At 68.5% G+C, this 18308-nt stretch carries 15 protein-coding genes; 6 read left to right on the forward strand and 9 right to left on the reverse strand.

Annotated features, from left to right (window positions below):
• Positions 1–17 precede the first annotated feature (17 nt).
• The 4 genes from QQM72_RS37800 to QQM72_RS37815 form a co-directional block, all read right to left on the reverse strand.
• Complete coding sequence (locus tag QQM72_RS37800) at positions 18–1001, reverse strand: cupin domain-containing protein (protein WP_314225329.1); 984 nt, start codon at positions 999–1001, stop codon at positions 18–20.
• A 32-nt stretch (positions 1002–1033) separates the two neighbouring features.
• Positions 1034–1777, reverse strand: a complete 744-nt coding sequence (locus tag QQM72_RS37805; RefSeq protein ID WP_314225330.1) for a dienelactone hydrolase family protein — start codon at positions 1775–1777, stop codon at positions 1034–1036.
• Between the two features lie 86 nt (positions 1778–1863).
• On the reverse strand, positions 1864–2592 hold the full coding sequence (locus tag QQM72_RS37810) for a class II aldolase/adducin family protein (RefSeq protein WP_314225331.1): 729 nt from the start codon (positions 2590–2592) through the stop codon (positions 1864–1866).
• The gene (locus QQM72_RS37815) at positions 2589–3566 is read right to left on the reverse strand and encodes a TAXI family TRAP transporter solute-binding subunit (protein ID WP_314225332.1); all 978 of its coding nucleotides are present in this window, start codon (positions 3564–3566) and stop codon (positions 2589–2591) included. Before QQM72_RS37815 ends, QQM72_RS37810 begins: the two co-directional genes overlap by 4 nt.
• Before the next feature lie 210 nt (positions 3567–3776).
• Here QQM72_RS37815 and QQM72_RS37820 point away from each other — a divergent pair, with 210 nt between their 5' ends.
• Both QQM72_RS37820 and QQM72_RS37825 read left to right on the forward strand, forming a co-directional pair.
• Positions 3777–4232 carry a MarR family winged helix-turn-helix transcriptional regulator gene (locus QQM72_RS37820; protein ID WP_314225333.1) on the forward strand — a complete coding sequence of 152 codons (456 nt, stop codon included), beginning with the start codon at positions 3777–3779 and terminating at the stop codon, positions 4230–4232.
• 106 nt (positions 4233–4338) lie between these two features.
• A complete protein-coding gene (locus QQM72_RS37825; RefSeq protein WP_314225334.1) occupies positions 4339–5700 on the forward strand; it encodes a DUF3533 domain-containing protein in 1362 nt (453 codons plus the stop codon).
• A gap of 393 nt (positions 5701–6093) precedes the next feature.
• Here the strand turns inward: QQM72_RS37825 and QQM72_RS37830 are convergent, their stop codons facing one another.
• A complete protein-coding gene (locus QQM72_RS37830) occupies positions 6094–7344 on the reverse strand; it encodes an NAD(P)/FAD-dependent oxidoreductase (protein WP_314225335.1) in 1251 nt (416 codons plus the stop codon).
• Positions 7345–7452: 108 nt separating this feature from the next.
• Here QQM72_RS37830 and QQM72_RS37835 point away from each other — a divergent pair, with 108 nt between their 5' ends.
• From QQM72_RS37835 to QQM72_RS37850, 4 genes are all read left to right on the forward strand, one after another.
• Entirely contained in the window at positions 7453–8034 is a 582-nt protein-coding gene (locus QQM72_RS37835; RefSeq protein ID WP_314225336.1) for a pyridoxamine 5'-phosphate oxidase family protein, read from the forward strand.
• Positions 8034–8357, forward strand: a complete 324-nt coding sequence (locus tag QQM72_RS37840) for a 2Fe-2S iron-sulfur cluster-binding protein (RefSeq protein ID WP_314225337.1) — start codon at positions 8034–8036, stop codon at positions 8355–8357. Before QQM72_RS37835 ends, QQM72_RS37840 begins: the two co-directional genes overlap by 1 nt.
• 744 nt (positions 8358–9101) lie before the next feature.
• Complete coding sequence (locus QQM72_RS37845; protein ID WP_314225338.1) at positions 9102–10388, forward strand: MFS transporter; 1287 nt, start codon at positions 9102–9104, stop codon at positions 10386–10388.
• Positions 10389–10421: 33 nt separating this feature from the next.
• On the forward strand, positions 10422–12197 hold the full coding sequence (locus QQM72_RS37850; RefSeq protein ID WP_314225339.1) for a glycoside hydrolase family 3 protein: 1776 nt from the start codon (positions 10422–10424) through the stop codon (positions 12195–12197).
• Between the two features lie 421 nt (positions 12198–12618).
• Here the strand turns inward: QQM72_RS37850 and QQM72_RS37855 are convergent, their stop codons facing one another.
• From QQM72_RS37855 to QQM72_RS37870, 4 genes are all read right to left on the reverse strand, one after another.
• Complete coding sequence (locus QQM72_RS37855) at positions 12619–15060, reverse strand: DEAD/DEAH box helicase (RefSeq protein WP_314225340.1); 2442 nt, start codon at positions 15058–15060, stop codon at positions 12619–12621.
• Between the two features lie 157 nt (positions 15061–15217).
• Entirely contained in the window at positions 15218–15721 is a 504-nt protein-coding gene (locus tag QQM72_RS37860; RefSeq protein ID WP_314225341.1) for a hypothetical protein, read from the reverse strand.
• A 196-nt stretch (positions 15722–15917) separates the two neighbouring features.
• The gene (locus QQM72_RS37865) at positions 15918–16793 is read right to left on the reverse strand and encodes a helicase associated domain-containing protein (protein WP_314225342.1); all 876 of its coding nucleotides are present in this window, start codon (positions 16791–16793) and stop codon (positions 15918–15920) included.
• 8 nt (positions 16794–16801) lie between these two features.
• Positions 16802–18142: a DEAD/DEAH box helicase family protein gene (locus QQM72_RS37870; protein WP_314225343.1), complete on the reverse strand. Its 1341-nt coding sequence runs from the start codon at positions 18140–18142 to the stop codon at positions 16802–16804.
• Between the last annotated feature and the right edge of the window lie 166 nt (positions 18143–18308).

Raw genomic sequence — 18308 nt, forward strand, 5'->3', positions numbered from 1 at the left:
GCGGCTCCTACGTCGTTTCAGTGCTGCAGCGCGGCCAGGCGTTCGGGGGTGTACGGCTCGGCGGTCCTGGTCGTTTCGGCGATCTGCGGGAGCTCGCGGTCGGCAAACAGGGCGATGTGTTCGCTGGCTTCGGCGCACACGCTGGTGTACGCGATACCGAGCGGGATGCGGACGAAGTCGCCCGGTCCCAGCTCGGCGATGCCGCGCTGGCTGACCAGAGTGCGGCGGCCGCTGATCTGGTACTGGATCTCGTCGGCGTCCAGGGTGCGCCGGTAGACACGCTCGCCCTCGGGCCGCAGCCGTACGGAACCCAGACGGAAGCCGGCGGAGCGGTACAGCCAGGTCATGCCGACTTCGTCGGTCCCGGTGAGGACGCTGAGGCGTTCCTTCTCGGCGTGTACCTGTTCCAGCAGTCGCTGTTCGTCGATGGGGGCGACGGTGATGTCATGGCCGGGCGTGCCCATGCACTGGGTGACCGCCTCGTTGATGTTGCCCGGTTCCCAGCCGGGGAAGGGCGGGAACACTGCTTCGGACCGCCTGACCGGGGGGCGTTCCTCCCTGACGGGGGCGGGCGTGTAGAAGAGCAGGTGGCTCTCGCGCCGCCCGTAGTTGTCGTGGGCGACACCGCGGGGCAGCCGGGAGAACTCTCCGGGCCGGTGCTCGACGGTCCCTAGTTCGGTCATCAGGGTGCGCTCGCCGGCGATCTGGTAAGAGATCTCGTCGACGTCGCAGTTGCGGTGGTAGAAGGGCTGGCGGTTGTCCATCGTCTGCCATTCGACGCGGACCTGGGCGCTCTCGTAGATGCCGCGCGGCGGGGCGAACGGCACGGATTCGTACGCGTGGGGGAAGTGCACCACGCTCAGTGGCTCGTGATCGCGCCAGAGCTTTACCGGGAAGGGATTGGGGTGCGGAGGGGACAGCAGAAGGTGCTCGTCCCGCTCGACGGTGCGGGAGGGCTGGTCGGAACAGACGACCGCGATGACTTCGGTGACAGTACCCATGAAACGTCCTTGTTCCGTCGGTAGGGGTGTGATCAGGAGGCTGCGGGAAGGTACTCGTCGAGGAAGGCATGGGTGCGCTGCCAGGCGGTCTTCGCGCTGTCCTCGACGTACATGTGGGGCCGGGCGTCGCAGGCGAAGGCGTGCCCGGCGCCTTCGTAGACGTAGCTCTCGAAGGTGACCCCGGCGGCGGTGAGGGCTCCCTCGATGGCCGCTACCTGGTCGCTGGGGATGGTGGGGTCCTCGGCGCCGACGTGGAGCATCATGGGGGCGTCGATGTTCGCGGCCCGGTCCAGGACCGCGTGCGGGCCGGCTGCGATGCCCGGGCCGTAGAAGACGACGGTGGCGCCGAGGCCGCGGATGCCGGTGGCGGCGGTGAAGGCGGCGCGGCCGCCGAAGCAGAACCCGTGGATCGCCGTACGGGAGGCGGGCACGTTCTCCTTCTCGGCGAGGTGCGTCAGGACGGCTTCGACGTCGGTGACGATCGCGTCCGGTCCGATGGCGCCGATCAGAGGCATGGCCTCGGCGTGCTGCTCGTAGGCGAGGGTGCCGGCACCGTTGCGGTGGAACAGGTCCGGAGCCAGGGCGAGGAAGCCACGAGCGGCGTAGCGGCGTGCGATGTCCTGGATGTGGTCGTTGACTCCGAAAGCCTCCTGCAGGACGACCACGGCCCGGTTCGTGGGTTGTGCGGGCCGCGCGACGAAGACGCGCATCGGTCCGTCACCGGTGGAGAGGGTGGTCCAGTCGGTGGCTGCGGTGGAGTTGGGCTGGTCGGTCATGGCGCAAGTCCTTCTGCTGTGGATCGGGGGAACCGGTGTGACGGGGTCTCACACCCTGGGCAAAGTGCAAGCTGCGGGGCCCGGCGTCAGGCTGGGCGAGAAGACGAGCCGGCCGAGGCGAGCGTGGTGGCCGCCTTGCGGACGAGGTAGCGGTAGCCGGCCTCCAGCTGGCTGTCGGGCCAGCACTGGGCACGTTTGGCGCGGGCCTCCGCGGCGTCGGAGTGGACGACCGCCCGGCCAGCCGCCTGGGCCCGCAGCTGGATGGCACAGGCGCTGTCGAGCAGTACGGCGTGCATGACGGCCGCCGCGGCGGTGTGTCCGGCGGCCACGAGCCCGTGTTTGGGCATGAGGGCGGCGGGGGCCTCGCCAAGAGCCGTGGCGAGCTTCTCCCCCAGCTGGGGACTGCTGACGAGCCCTCCCGTTTCCCTGAACCTCGGCACATCCTCGCCCCCGAACAGGGCGCCCTCGTGGGAGAGCGGCAGGAGGGGCACACCGAGGGCGGCGAATGCGATGGCCGACACCGCGTGGGTGTGCACGCTGCAGTGCGCTTCCGGGCGAGCGCGCAGCACCTCGAGGTGGATGTGGCACTCCTTGTGTGCGGTCCCGTCGCCGATGAGCACCTCGGCTTCGTGGGAGACGAGCTGCAGCCGGTCGTCGCGGACTTCTTCGAGGCCCCAGCCCGGGGCTTTGATCCAGATGCCGCGGCCGTCCGGGTCGCGCACGGCGGCGTGCCCCCAGACCATGTCGCCCTGGCCGGCCGCGGCCAGGGCATGGGAGGCTTCCACGGCGAGCCTGCGGGCCTGGGCGGGTGTCATGCGGTGGGCAGGGCGTCGTAGTAGCGGGCGGCGCCGGGGTGCAGGGGGATCGTGGTCCTGCCCATGGTGGCGGGGTCGAGCGGGTAGGTGATGGGGCTGCGTTCCGGAGCCAGGTGCCGGTACTGCCCTTCGATGAGGTGCCGCGTCTCCCCCAGCACCCACGCGATGGCGTAGGCGACGTCCTCGGCCAGGTCGGCGCGGGTACATACGAGGAAGTCCGAGAAGTCGAGGGTCTTGAAGGCCGTCCGGCCGGGGAAGTACTCGTCGTCGACGACTGCCGCCGGCCAGCCGAAGTCGTCATGGAGGCTGTCCAGGACGTCGTCCTCGACTTCGAGGAAGTTGAAGTGGCGGCCGATCTCCTGCCACGCGGGCAGCATGATCGCCTCATGGACGATGGCGTTCGCCCGTCCCTCCGTCGCGTGGTCCAACGACTCGAACGGGCGCTCGTCCTCGAGCAGTTCGCCGCCCCAGCCGACTACGTCGACGCCCGCACGTGTCAGAAGCTCGTGGGCGGCCAGTCCCACGTGGTTGACGCCGTCATGGACCGAGGTGGCGAGCCGCAGGGCGGGCTTGCTCTGACGCAGTTCGGCGAAAGTGGTGACGCCGAGGTCCTTGTGCACGGCCACGACCAGGCGGTCCCGCTGCGGCACCACCCCGAGCGCGCGCAGGTCCGGGAAGAACTCGTCCGCGTAGACGCCGCGGCCGTCGAGCGCCGCGGCGGCGAAAGCCGTCGGTGTGGTGAGGGCGACCTGCACCTCTCCCCGGCCCACGGCCCGTACCGCGTCGCTGAAGCCCCGGCTGTTCCACGTGGCGATCCGGGTGTGGGGCCCGCAGCGGTCCGCGAGCTCCTGGGCGATCCATCCGCAGACCCGGTGCAGGTTCGCGGTGCCCCAGTCGCCGCGCAGATGCAGGGTGAGAGAGCGTTCGATCTTCGGCTCGGCCGGTCGGCCGGCCGAAGCGTTGGAGGGACTCATGACGGCTCCAGTCCTGAATAAGAGGACTCATGTCCTGCTTTACGGTCAGCATAGAAGGCGAAACGCCAAGATGCGAGAGAGGGGGTGTGTAAATCTAGGGCTATACCTCTAATGCTAGAGTTATAGCCCTCACCCCTTCCGTCAAGCCGGGCGCGACCGACCGCAGCTCGACCGGCGATACAGCTCTAGCTTTAGAGGTATAGTGGGTGCGTGAGCGAGCGAGAGCCCGAACGGCTGCCCGACGACCTGATCCGCCTTGCATGGACGCTGCACCGGGCGCTCCGCCAGCGCCAGACGCCGCCGACCGGCCAGTCAACCCGCCCGCTCGCCCAGGTGGAGGTTCTGCGCCTCATCGACAGCCGGCCGGGCATCAGCGTCCGCGAGATCGCCACCGCTCTGAGCATGCAGCCCAACAACGTGAGCACCCTTGTCACCCAGCTGACCCGCGACGGCTTCATCGACCGCCGCCCCAGCGCACACGACCGACGGTTCGTGGAGCTGCACCCCACAGGGAAGATGATCACCGCCGGCGACGAGGTCAACGAGAGCCTGAGCAAGGCGATCACGGAGGCCCTGCAGCAGCTGCCGGCCGGGGCCGAGCGGCGCATCAGCGCCGCACTGCCCGACCTGTGGGAACTCGCACGCACCTTGGCACCGACCTCGTAGGCGACACCGACCACCCTGCAGCGACATCCCGCAGCCTGGTCAGACGTAATACCTCTAACTCTATAGCTATACTCATATAGCTTCCTCTGCCGCCAGGAATCAACCCATGCCCTCTGCTTCTCCCGAGCACTCCGCGGTCACCACGGCCGCACGCCTACTGCGTACCCCTCAGGTGTGGCTCGTCCCGGCGGGACTGCTCACCCTCGCTCTCTGCCTCATCACCCTGCTCTTCAACGGCAGCGTCGCCAATCCCGGCGCCGACCTCAGAGATGCCCCGATCGGCCTGGTCAGCCTGGACAGGGGTGTCTCGACCAAGGAGGCAGGGCACCAGAACGTAGGCCGTCAGGTCACGGCAGGCATCGCCGCGCAGCCGCAGAAGCCTCACACGTCGGTGGAGTGGAGGACCTTCGCCTCCCTCGCCGAGGCGAAGCAGGCGATCGGACGGAACGAACTGTTCGCGGCCGTCGTCCTGCCGCACGACTACACCACCAAGATGCTCAGCCTCCTGGGCACCGCCCCGGAGAAGCCGGCGGTCACGGTTCTCACCAACCACGGTGCGGGGTCCATGGCTTCCTCGATCGGTGAGCAGATCGCCGAAAGTGCCGTCCGCGGCGCCTCATCGGGAGCCGCGACGGGAATCCTGCAGCAGGCCCAGAAGGCAGGAGCGCCGGTGCCGGCCGCGAACCAGGCGCTTGTGAAGGACCCGGTATCGGTCACCACACAGGCCGGAGCGCCCCTCGGCGACCGCACGGGCCAGGGCATGACCGCATTCTTCTACGCGCTGCTGCTGATGATGTCCGGCTTCCTCGGAGCCAATCTCATCCACGCGACGACCGACTCCGCACTCGGCTACAGCGCGAACGAGGTGGGCCCCAAGAGGCATCTGGCCCTGCCGCAGCGCATCAACCGGCGCCAGACCCTCCTGGCCAAGTACCTCGTCATGGTCGGCGCATCCGCCGTCATGTCCGCCGCGATCCTGGCGGTGTCCACGTTCGCTCTCCACCTCGACCTGCCGCATTCACTGTTGCTCTGGGTGTTCGGCACCGCTGCGGCTTCCGCGGTGGGCATCGGCACGCTCACCGTGCTGGCCGCCCTCGGCGGGCCGGGCATCGTCGCCGCGATGATCTTCTTCGTCGCGGCCGCGATCCCCACCTCGGGTGGCGCCGTCCCCTTGCAGGCGATGCCCCCGTTCTGGCAGTTCCTGGCCCGGTTCGAACCGCAGCGGGCCATCTCCGACGGAGTACGCGCCATCATGTACTTCGACGCGCAGGGAGCCGCAGGGCTCGACCGTGCCTGGATCACACTGGGCGCCGGCCTCGTGGCCAGTCTGCTGATCGGCTTCGGCGTGACCTGGCTCTACGACCGCAAGGGCTGGCACCGGATCCACCCCCACACACTCACTAGGCTGCGCCAGTTCCTTCACCATGACCGCGAAGCAGCTCACACCAGCGGCGCGACAACCGCGTAATCACCAGACCCCCATGCCGCGTGGAGCATGGGACGGCCGCCGGGGAGCAGGGGACGGCACTGCCGGCGGTCACAGCCGACCCCCAGAGGGCCGGCGAGTGATGCAGCCCCAGCCGACGAGCTCGGCTGGGGCTGTTTCCTGCCGCCCACCCCGAGCGCCTCGCCGGTGAGCAGCCGCGTGTCGCCTGAAGCCTGTACCGCGGCGCTCACAGATAGAAGGCAGCCGTCACGTCGGACTCGTCGGACGCATCCTCGACGGCCTGCCGACCGCGGACCCGCGTCCGGACCGGGAACGAACCTCGATGCCCGGGGTTCGTCCGACAGCCGACGGCTTGCTGTTCATCGGGTACAGCGAGAGCACTGCGGTCCGCTCTGGCCGCGGGCCCGGTGGCTGTCATCCGGGCACGAACTCACCTGCCGTGAGCACCGCGTCCCGCAGCGGCGTCGCCGGATCCGCGAGGGTGGGAGCCGAAACGTGGACACCCTCGCTGATCAACTTCCGTCCCAGAGCGAAGTCCCTGGGGGCGTTGACGGCCTCGACCGCGCGCAACCGCCCCCCCTTGAGGTGGAAGACCGCGAAACCTGGGCCTCGGGGGTCTCCTCGCACCACTGCCGCATCTGCATCTGCGCTGAGGCCTGCGATCTGAATTTTCAGGTCGTACTGGTCGGACCAGAACCACGGCGTCTCATGAGGGCGCGGGGGCATGCCGCAGATGTCCGCGGCGGCGTTGCGGGCCTGCTCGTTGGCGCTCTGCACGCTCTCCAGACGCATCCGGCGGCCGTCAGGGGGCACGGGACGCACGGTGGCGTCCCCGACGGCGTAGACACCGGGGACGCCAGTGGCCCCGCGCAGGTCGACGGGGATGCCGCCCTGGCAGGCAAGGCCGGTCTGACGGGCGAGCACGACTCGCGGCGACGCCCCGACAGCCAGGAGTACCGCGTCGCATTGCAGGTGTGCGCCCTCCGCCATCCGCACCACAACCGTTTGTCCGTCATCGGCGTGTTCGAAGGCCTCGACCTGAGATTTCACGCGTATGCGCACACCGTGTGACTCGTGGTACCGCGCCAGGAACGACGCGACCTCGGAGCCTGCCACGCGCGCCAGGACCTGGTCCTGCGCCTCCACCACAGCGACATCGGTCTTCATGCTGCGGGCAGAGGCGGCGACCTCCAGCCCGAGGTAGCCGCCACCGACGACGACGAGGCGACGTCCCGGCCCCACAGCGGCCGCCAGCCTGTCCGCATCATCGAGATCCCGCAGGACATGCACCTGAGACAGCCGGGTTCCCGGCAACGCGGGCAGACGGGGCGCGGCCCCGGTGGCAAGCACCAGACGGTGCCAGCCGATTCTCGTGCCGTCCGCGAGGCCGACGAAACGCCGGTCGGTATCCACCGTCTCGACCCGGCTGCCGAGTCGCAGCTCGATGCGCTCGTCGCCGTAGACAGACACAGGACGCAGTTCCAGAGAGGCGGGCTCCGCGGTTGCCCTGAGGCGGCCCTTCGAGAGCGGCGGGCGCTGGTAGGGCGGAGCGGACTCTTCCCCGATCAACAGGATTGTTCCGTCGAATCCGAGGGCGCGTAGTTGTGTGGCCGTGGTGCAGCCTGCCTGACCGGCACCGACGATGACCACATCGTAAAGCTCCATGAACAAAACGCTACCGTACACATTTGACATAGGGACAGTGCCGGAAGCATTGCGGCAACATGAGCGCAACGGTACGGTGCCGTACACATTAAGCCTCTGGAGGACACTATGGCGGTCACCCAACCCACTGCAGACGACGCGACGCTGGCCATCGCCGAGCTGCTGCGTGAGGAAGAGATCGGGGCAGTCGCGGTCCTGGACGAGGACGGCTTCCCGTCCGTCGCGATGATGCACTTCGCCGGCGACGGGCTGAGGGCTTACCTGCACACCTTCACCTACACCCGCAAGTACGCGAGCATCCTGCGCGACGGACGGGTCAGCTACACCATCGCCCACATGCCCTCGGACGGCTTCGACGGCCGCACGCAGGCACGGCATGTCCAGGTCACGGGGCGGGCCACTTTCCTGGAGGAGCCCGACGAGATCGAGCATGTGCTGCAGCTCAGCCACGAGCAGTTCGACTGGCTCAAGGACTCGGACATGTACGAGAACTTCCGTCGGGCAGGTGTCCGACTGCGGCAGGTGTTCTTCCGTGTGGATCCCCTCCACGGCGTGTGGCAGGACAACCGGGTCCGCATGATGTTCCGCACGAAGGTCCGCTTCAGCGATGACGGCAAGCGTGTCACCGAACTGACCCCCTACCCGATGACCGGTCCCTCGGTCCCTTCGATCGCCGGGACGGAGTCCTGATGACGGTCGAGCTGACCTTTGTGTCGGCTGACGGCTCCACCCAACGGCGCTCCGGCACGGCCGGGGAGAGTCTCATGCGCGCCGCGGTCCGCACCGGCGTCCGGGGCATCCTGGCCGAGTGCGGCGGCATCGCGGCGTGCGCGACCTGCCACTGCTACGTCGAACCTCCGTGGGACCAGCGTCTGGAGCCACGATCGGACATGGAGGACGCCATGCTCGAAGCAGCTCTGGAACCAACCGAGTTCAGTCGACTGAGCTGCCAGATCTCCCTGTCGCCCGCCCTGGACGGTCTCGTCGTACGCCTTCCCGTCGACCAGATCTGATCGATACCTTCGCACGACGAGGGCGAGCGCCGCCGTACGGTCACAGGACAGATACGTCGCCGTACACATCAGGCACAGGCGGGCAGTGCGGCCTTGGACCCGATGCGCCGTAATGGCGGGGATGTTGTCCAGCGTGCCATCGGCCGAGGCGAACTCCAGGACCCTGCGTTGTCGGACGTGCTGTTCGAGTCGTTCCTCGGACATGCGCTCGTGCGCGGAGTAGTCCTGCGAAAGAAGATCTCTTCCACTGAGCAGCAGCAATTCGTGGACCGTGTCCTGCTGCCTGTTCTGACCGCACTCGACCAGTCGACGGCAGTCAGCCGGTCCCGGCCGTGACCCGGCGGGCCGGCTGTCCGCCGGACCATCTCTGATCAGGACCGGTCGACGCATCCGCAGAGGCGACATCGGTTCGCGCCGAGCCGCAGAAACCGAATTGCGCATCCACTGCCATCACGGCTGGTGAACAACACATTCCGCTGATCCGCCAAGAGCGGATACGGCGCGCAGTTACGCGCCCCATCCGGTGCTCCCCGAGACTTCACCGCCCAAGAGGCGGCTGCCCGGCGGCGCACAGGATGTCTGCTCCGAGCCGTGCCGTGTCACCCGACCGGCCTTTGATCGCCCGGTGCGTCAACGCGCGCATGACATGGCGTACGTGAAGCCCCGCCAGCGCCCTTCGGTACCCGCTTCGTCTTTCAGCCCGTCGATGCCGCATCGACAACTGCCCGAGCCGCAGGAGCCGCCATGACCCTCCCGCACGTCTCCTTTTCCGCTGCCGGAGCAGACGGTTCCCCCACCGTCCGTCCCGCGCCCTCCCCCCTCTTCATCGCAGCTCTCGTCTGCGCACAGGCAGGCGTTTCGCTCGCCATCTTCACCCCCCTGACGGTGTCGCTCTCTTTGCGCGTCTCCCAGATCGCGCCGGAATCCGCGACCACCACTCTCAGCCTGGTGATGTCCGTGGGAGCGGTCCTCGCTCTTGTCAGCAACCCGCTCTTCGGGGCTCTGTCCGACCGCACGACTTCGCGCTTCGGCCGCCGGCGCCCCTGGATCCTGGGCGGCATGCTCGTCACTACAGCCGGCGTAGCGGTCGCCGGACTCACCAGCAGCGTCGCGGGGCTGACCATCGGATGGTCGCTCTCCCAGCTCGGGTCGAATGCCGTGGGTGCGTCCCTCAACGCCGTAGTGGCTGACCGTATACCTGCCGCGCAGCGCGGCCGCATTTCCGGCGCGCTCGGCGGGATGACCAGTCTGGCCATGGTGCTCGGAAGCCTCCTGGCCACGTTCCTCGTGCACTCCGTGCTGCTGCTGTTCGCCGTGCCCGCGCTCGTCGGCCTGACCGCCGTGGTGTTTTTGTGCTTCGCCATGCGCGGTGAGGCACAGTTCCCGCGCACCAGCGTGCCCGGCCTGCGGATGGGCGCCTTCCTGAAGTCCTTCTGGGTCTCTCCCCGCCGTCACCCGGACTTCGCCTGGAACTTCCTGGGGCGCTTCCTGATCTTCTGCGGGCTTGCGGCGACGACCGGCTACCAGTTCTTCTTCATCGTGAACCGTCTTCACCAGTCTCCGGTCGAGGCGACGCACACCATCGCACTGTCCACCACGCTGTCGACCGCCGCATCCCTCGTGGGCGCGTTGGCCGGCGGCTGGCTCTCCGACCGTACGGGGCGCCGCAAACCGTTCGTCTTCGTCTCCGCGTTCGTCGTCGTGGCGGGCCTCGCACTCAACTCCGTCGCCCACAGCACCCCGGTGTTCCTGGCAGCCATGACCCTGTTCGGGCTGGGGCTCGGGTCCTATGGAGCCGTGGACACGGCGCTGGCCATCGCGGTGCTGCCCGACCCCGAAACCGCTGCCAAGGACCTGGGACTGCTCAACGTCGCCAACACCCTGCCCCAGTCGCTGATCCCGGTCATCGCCCCCCTGCTGCTGGGGATCGCGAGCCCGCAGGGCACCAACTTCCTGTCGCTCTATCTGTTCGGCTCCGTGTGCGCCTTCGTCGGCGCCTTCGCGATCCGCTTCGTCCGCTCCGTGGTCTGAAACGCCTCGTCCGCCTATCGCAAGGAACCCCTCATGCCTGCTGGCACCCCCGCCCCCTACCGTGACAGGGAGCAGCCTCTGCGCACGCGCGTGGAGGACCTCCTGAGCCGGATGACCCTGCGTGAGAAGGCCGGGCTCCTCTTCCACACCATGGTGATGATCCGGCCGGACGGCGCCTGGGCCTCCGACAACGAGCAGGCGCCTGCCGCTCCTCCCCACACCATGATCGATGCGCTGGCCATGAACCACTTCAGCGTCCTCGGCTCGGCTTCTCCCCGGCAGATGGCCGAGCGGCACAACGAGTTGCAGGCCATGGCAGCCGACACCCGGCTCGGCATCCCGGTCACCCTCTCCACCGATCCCCGCCACGCCTTCAGTGACAATCCGGGCGCGGCCATGATGGCCGGGCCGTTCTCCCAGTGGCCCGAGTCACTGGGTCTGGCCGCGACCCGGGACACCGATCTGGTCCGGCGCTTCGCGGACACCGTCCGCCGCGAGTACCTGGCGGTCGGCCTGCGCGTCGCTCTGCATCCGCAGATCGACCTCGCCACCGAACCGCGCTGGGCCCGCGCCGTCGGAACTTTCGGAGAGGACGCCGATCTCACGTCCCGGCTGGTCAGCGCGTACATCGCCGGTCTGCACGGTCCCGGCGGCACGCTCGGGAAAGACAGCGTCGCCGCCATGGTCAAACACTTCCCCGGAGGGGGCCCGCAGAAGGACGGCGAGGACCCCCACTTCGCCTACGGCCGTGAGCAGATCTACCCGGGCGGCAGGTTCGATTACCACCTCGCGCCCTTCCGAGCCGCGATCGCCGCCGGCGCGACGCAGATGATGCCGTACTACGGGATGCCCGTGGGCACCGAGTACGAGGAGATCGGCTTCGGCTTCAACAAGGGCATCATCAGCGGCCTGTTGCGGGAGCAGTTGGGGTTCGACGGCATCGTGTGCACCGACTGGGGGCTGATCTCCGATACCGAGTTCATGGGCCAGAGCATGCCTGCCCGGGCCTGGGGAGCGGAAGACCTCAGTGAGGCCGAGCGGGTCCGCAGAGCGCTCGAAGCGGGTGTCGACCAGTTCGGTGGCGAGCACCGTCCCGAGCTCGTTGTCGGGCTCGTCGAGTCCGGGTCCGTCGGAGAGGACCGCATCGACGCCTCCGTACGGCGCCTGCTGAGCGAGAAGTTCCGCTTGGGGCTCTTCGACGAGCGCCGCTACGTCGACCCGGACGCGGCCGAAGAGACGGTCGGCGCGGCCGGCTTCCGTGCGGAGGGTGCTCGGGCGCAGCGCAGGGCGATCGTCGTGCTGAAGAACGACGGACCGTTGCTGCCCCGCTCCGGCCGCCCGCGGCTGTACGTCGAGGGGGTCCTGCCCGAGGCAGCTGCGGAGTACGCCGACCTCGTCGGTGATCCGGCCCAGGCCGACCTCGCGCTGCTGCGCATCGACGCCCCCTACGAGCCGCGCACGGGGATGTTCGAGCAGTTCTTCCACGCCGGACGCCTCGAGTTCGCGCCGGGCCGGCTCGGGGAGATCCTCTCCGTCCTGGACAGGGTTCCGACCGTGGTCGCCATCCACCTGGACCGCCCCGCGGTCATCCCCGAGATCGCCGGCCGGGCCCGCGCCCTCATCGGCCTTTTCGGAGCCGAGGACCGTGCGCTCCTCGATGTCCTTTTCGGGCGGGCACGGCCCGAGGGCAGGCTGCCGTTCCAGCTGCCCCGCTCCATGGAGGAGGTCACCTCGGGCCGTCCCGACGTCCCTCAGGAGAGCAGCAACCCTGTTTTCCCTTTCGGTCACGGTCTCGGCGTCGGCGGCTGAAACACGCGGACGGCGCATGAGCGCAGGCCACCTCTCCGACCGGACGGGATCCCCCTGCCCGGACCCGCTCTGGCAGGCGGGGCTGCCCGCGCCGCTTCCCGGCAAGCGGCGCGGGCGGTCCCGCGCCGGGAACCCATGGGCCCTCACGGCTGACGCGTCGTCACAATCGTGGGAGCGCCCACCATGACGGTGGCCTTCCCGAGCGCGCAACCGCGCCTCCCCGTCACCCCGTACTGCGGGGGCCGGCAGTCTGGACACCGTCCGAACCTGCGACTGCGTTCGCGCGGCAGCGCGGTGACTCGTTCAAATGCGAAGGGTCGACCAGCAGCCCAGCTCGAGGCGTTGGCTGCGGATGTCCATCGAAGCGGATCAAGCGCTCTCTCGCAGGGGTCCGCTTCTCTGTGGTGAGGCCGAATTACAGCTATTCGGATTCGCATGCAGCCCAGTCCGCTTGGAGGATCTCTGTCATCAAGCGGTCCTGCTCTTCGGCGAGTTGGTGGGCATTCCGCTTGGCACGCGCCTTGCAGAGCCACGGTCCGATCATGATGCGTTCTCCATCGACCTCAACCCATTCCCGGGCGCCGGGCGGGCGGTTCCAGCGCTCGACGAAGAGCCGGAGGATCTGCGCGCTCTGCTCGAACGAACGACGGGGCCGCTTCGCTCCAGGTGGGCTCATCTGCCGCGCAGAGGGCAGGGGAACGGCGGCCGGGGTGAGTCGCAGGCGGGCGAGGAGGTCGCGTTGTCCGGGGGTGAGCCGATCCCAGGTGGAGAACTGGCGGTGCAGCCAGTTGCCTACCTTCACGTCGTCGACCACGGTGTCGCGGCGCAGCGTCGAGGGGTTGTGGCCGGCTTCGATGTGGCGTCGCAGGAGGTGGTATTTGCGGTGCCAGTCGGGTCCGTGCTGGAGGGTCCAGTTAGGATCGAGGGCGGCGAGCCGGGAGCGGCGGTCGGGGTGGAGGCGGTTGTGGCGGGCGAGGGCTCGCTGGCTGACGAGGAATTGACCGCCGGGTCGGTGCAGGGGGATGGCGAGGTGGCCGTGTTCGGTGTGGAAGGCGGTGATGGTGGTGAGGTGGCCTTGCCAGGTGGCTTCGTGGTCGTCCCAGATCATGCCGAGCGCGTCGAGTTCGGTGATCCAGTCCTCGGTGAGGAGGCCTTGTCTGCGGGCGGTGCGCTGGCCGGCGATGAAGGGGCCGAGCCGGTAGCCGTAGGCGTCCTCGTAGTCGGTGGGGACGCGTAGGTGGTGGTGTTCGGCGTGGAAGCGGGTCGCTGCCGCCAGGCCTGCCCGGCGTGGGGCGGAGAGGGTCGCGTTGTCGGCGGGCCAGGCGATCAGGTCCATTGCCCGGGCGATGGCGTCGGGGTCGAGCGTGAAGTCGAAGCGGAAACGGCGGGCGAGGAGCGTGCGGGTGCCTTGTTCGAGGCGGTGTTTGGCGGTGGTGCGGGGGGCGCGGGCGGCGATGGTCTGGTCGTGGTGGCGCAGGGCCGCGGTGACGAGCCAGAGGGCTTCGTAGGGGGTGCCCAGGAGATCGGTGGGGTCGGCGCCGTGGGGGATGTAGGCGGGGATGATGAGGCTGGCGGTCTTCGTGGTCTGAGTGGGGGGTTTGCGCAGGGCTCGGCCGAGAGCCTGGACGATGCGGCGGACGCTGGAGGTGCGGTCGGCGAAGACGACTGCGTCGACGGCCGGCAGGTCGATACCCTCCCCCAGCACCTGGGCGTTGGTCAGCACGGCGCGGTCGGCGGTGGCGAAGTCGGTGAGGATGTCGTGGCGCTGGCCGGGAGTGTGGGTGCCGTTGATCGACTGCACAACCAGGTCACCTGCCCAGGCCGGGCGTCGGTCTTCGGCGAGGGTGCGCAGGGTGTGGGGGAACTGGCGGGCGAAGTCCGTGGCGTCTGCGACCTGCTGGAAGTACACGATCACGTGGTGGAGGTCGTGTTCGGTCATCGCTTTGAGGACCGCCAGGTGCAGTGCGGTGGTGCGGCGTGCGGTCGGGCCGAAGCCGGAGTGCGCTTCAGGGGTGGTCAGTTCGGTGCGCAGGTGGGCGTCGGTGATCGTCGGGACAACCAGTTGGTAGTCGGCAAGGACTCCGTCCTCGATGGCATCCGCATGGGTGTAGGTGTGGAGGCGGGGGCCGAAGGTTTTCGTGTCCGCCATGGAGGCGACGAGGGCTGGGGTGTCCCAGGCGGGGGCGGTGGCCGCGGTGCGCTTGGGCTGGGGGCGGGTGGTGGGTGCTTCTGTCAGGCGTGGGGGGTCCCATGCGTAGGGGGTGGCGGTCAGGTAGAGACGGCGGTCGGCACGGATGCGGGTGTGGTCGTGCAGGACGGTCCAGTCCTTGTCCCAGCTTCCTGCGGTGCGGTGCGCCTCGTCGACGATCAGGAGGTCGAAGGTCGGCACGGGAGCACGGGTGTGCTGGGTCTGTTCGATTCTCGGGAGGGAGTCAAGCGTGACGAAGACGGTGGCGTGCTCGTGCCGGGCCAGCCACGTTGCCAGGAACTCTGGGTTGTTGGTGCTGTGGACGGCTGCTCCGGCCAGGACCGGGTGCTTGGCTGCGGCCAGGGATGAGACGGCCATCATCGGTTCTGGGCGTCCGTCGTTGCGGGCTGTGCTGGCCCACTGCGAGATGAGGTCCAGGCTCGGCACGGCGATCAGCAGGTGTCGGGCGTCGAGGGCTTCGGCGGTCCGCAGCGCGGTGAGCGTTTTGCCGGTGCCGCAGGCCGAGACCATATGTCCGCGGGTGTGTTCGCGTGCCAGGTGACGTGCCGCGCTGTCGACCGCCCGCTGCTGGTCCGGGCGTAGTGAGAGCCTGGCGGGGCGGGTGCGGGAGGCGGTGACGGCGGAGATCTCGGCGATGGGCTCCTCAGAGGGCATTGAAACAAGATCCTCAGTGCGCGATGGAGCGGTGGCCGGCGGGATCCATCGTGTCGGGTGTCCTTCGCTGAGTGGTGTTGTGAGAGGAGCGGGCCGGGTCGGTGGGTGCGGGTTGTGTCCGTGCAACGTTAGGGGATGGCGTGGGGCTGGTCTGCGGTTAGGCGAACAGGGCTTCTACCAGGACTGCTTGGAGCCTTCCTTCTTTTAGGGCGGTCGTGATTTCGGCTGCGGAGGGGTCTCCGGTGAGGCCGGTGCACAGGACCGCGCAGGGCGGCTCGTTCTGGGTCATCTTCCACATCGCGTCGGACAGAACGGTGGCCGGGACGCGGAAGGTCTGCGTCTCTTCAAGGGTGGGGCCCTCGTAGTAGATGCCCCTGAAGGTGCGGTCCTGGGTAGCAAAGACGGCCTTCCACTTCTGGTGGGCCTCGGGGATGGTCTCTCCCTGCCAGGTCGGCCAGATGAAGCGGCTTGGATCGACGTCGGTCTCGGCCAGGTGGGTGGCGGGGCTCACCACGATCACGATCACGTCGGTGCCCAGAGTGACTTCGTTGATGAGTTCGGTCAGGCGGTTGACATGTACCTGTGAGGTGGGGAGTGTGACGTGGGTGAGGCCGATGTTGAAGGCAGGCAGCCGGCCGGGCGCGTGGGGCGGTGTCGTCATGATGCCGTGCTCCTGGTTGAGGTCGTTCGGTTCTTTCGTGCTTTTGGGCTGCGGTACGTCTGGTGATGTCTGCCGGGCTCGGGTTCCGGGTCTGTTGGGCGAGTGCGGCGGGCGCTGCCGGGAGGATCTGGTGCAGCTGTTCGTTCGGGGGGCGGAGCGCAGGGGCGCGCCCGTGGTCTGCCGGTTGGTCGGCGGTTCAGGGTGTGCGGTGCCGGTGGCGTGAGATCCAGCGCATGTCGAGGACTTCCAGGGCGTCCAGTTGTTCTCGTGAGAGGGCCTGCGGAAAACGCCGCTTCTCGGCGAGCCACCTTCCCAAGGCGAAGCCGTCTTCGCAGGTGTAGTTGTAGGGAACGTCCAGGTGTTGGTGGCGGCAGCGGTAGGCGTAGGCGGCCTTCAATCCTCGGGCGAAGGCCCGTTGGGAAGAGCCTCGCGGGCGGCGCAGCAGGAGGGCCAGGGGGTGCTCGATGGGGAGGTCGCCCATGAGGTGGCGCTGGTAGTCCTCGAGCCCGGCGAGGTTGTCGATCTGCTCGGCCAGCCATTGGGTCAGCACAGGGGCGGCGCCGGTGAGTTGGTGCGGGCCGGGGAAGATCAGGGTCTTGTCGCGTGCGGCGGCGTGGGCGCGGGCGTAGGTGCGTTTCCATTCGGCTCTGCCTTTGGTGTTCCACCAGGGGTAGATCTCGTTCAGGGCCCGCTGGTAGCAGTAGGGCAGGCGGCGCGTGTTGGCTTCCTTTCGGCGCTCGGCGAGCCAGCGGCCCAGGTGCAGGCCTTGGTGGTGTTCGGCCCACTGTGGTGCGAGGTGTCCGTGGCGGGTGACGTAGTCGCGGGCAATGAGGAGTTTTCGCTCGATGCTGTGCGGAGGGTGCTCCCAGATCATGCCGAGGGTGTCCAGCGCTGCGATGCGTTCGGGTAGGAGCAGGCCGTTCTTGCGCATGGAGCGCTGTGCGCCGATCCACCAGCCGAGGTAGAAGCGGCCGTCGTGGAGGTAGCGGCTGGGGACGTCGAGGTGGCCGTTTTGGAGGTAGAAGTCTGTGGCGACCTCGAAGGCGGCCTCCCATACGCGGTTGGGGGCCATGACATCGTTCAGGTCGAGAACGGGGATGATCTCGTCGGCGCGTTCCGGGCGCGGGGCGATCTGGGGGGGGTGGCGGTGGGGTCGCTCGGGTACCGGAAGTGGTCGACGAGGTGGAAGGTGTGCTCGTCGTAGACGTCGAGGTCGATAAGAACCCGGTAGATCAGGTGGAAGGCGGTTTTCTTGACGGCCTCCTCGAGGGTTTCGCCGGGTGCCATGTAGATGGGGATGACGATGGTGGAGATCTTGTTGTCGCCTGGGGTCTGGCGCAGTGCGCGTCCGATGGACTGGATGATGTCGATGCTGCTGGTCTTGGGGTGGGCGAAGAGCAGGGAGTCGATGGCGGGGATGTCGACGCCTTCGGCGCAGCAGCGGCAGTTGGTGAGGACGGCCCGGCGGGGCGGCTGCTGTGAGGCGGGGGTGTTGAGGGGCGCGGAGGCGAAGCCGGTGTAATTCTTGTGGCGTTCGAAGGGACTCTGCCGGGAGCTGACGGTGCCGACCTGCAGGGGCGCGTGGTAGGCCGGGGGCATCAGGGCCGCGGTCTCGTGGAGTGTTTCGGCGAAGACGTCCGCTGCGGCGATGCAGGGGTGGAAGGTCAGGGTGCGGCGCAGGTCGTAGCGGTGCTGGGCGACCAGCAGGGCGACTTGGGCGGCTGCGGCACGCAAGGCTTCGCCGGTCCAGGTGTGTGTGGGGAGCCGGTTGAGGAGGCCTCGCAGGTCTTCGTCTCTGATCACGACGCCGGCGATGCGGTAGTCGGCGAGGAGCCCCTCGTCGATCGCCTCTCTCAGGGAGATGCGGTAGACGACGGGCCCGTAGATGCTCACGTCGTCCATGGAGGCGATGACGGTGTCGGGGCTGATGCCCTTTTCGCGGGCTTTCTTCTCGTCGAAGACGCGGGGCGTCGCGGTCATGTAGAGGCGGTGGCGGGCGGGCAGTTGGTCGTCGTGGTGGATGCGGGCCCAGGGTTTGTTGTAGTCACCGGCGGTGCGGTGGGCTTCGTCGGCGATCACGACGTCCCAGCGGGGCAGGTGGAAGTCGCGGTGGGCTTCGACGACCTTGTCCAGGGAGTCGTAGGTGCAGAACACGTTGAGCGGCCCTGGGGTGTCGGCTGCCTGCCAGGCCAGGTCGTCGGCGGTGCCCACCATGGTGAGGATGCCGGCCAGGTACGGGTCTGCCGGGTGGCTTGAGGAGCAGACGCCGAGGTAGCGGCCGGGACGTCCTTCGCTGTGCCATTTCGCGGCGGTCTGCTCAAGCAGTCGCAGGGAGGGGACTGCCACCAGGGAGGCGCCTTCGGGTGCGGTTTCCTGGACGACGTGCAGGGCCACCAGGGTCTTTCCGGTGCCGGTGGCCATGTAAACGCTGACACGGCGGTAGCCCTCGATGAAGCTGCTCGCGGTGAGGTTCCCCCGTCATGCGGGAGCCGCTGATCAGCTAGTCAGCAGGGGTTGACGGGTGTTCAGATTCGTTGGTTCGGCCGTCGCCTGCTCGGCGTAGTGCTTCTCCTCGAACTCGATCGGG

It is taken from the genome of Streptomyces zaehneri (assembly GCF_032248645.1).
Classification (GTDB): Bacteria; Actinomycetota; Actinomycetes; order Streptomycetales; family Streptomycetaceae; genus Streptomyces; species Streptomyces coriariae.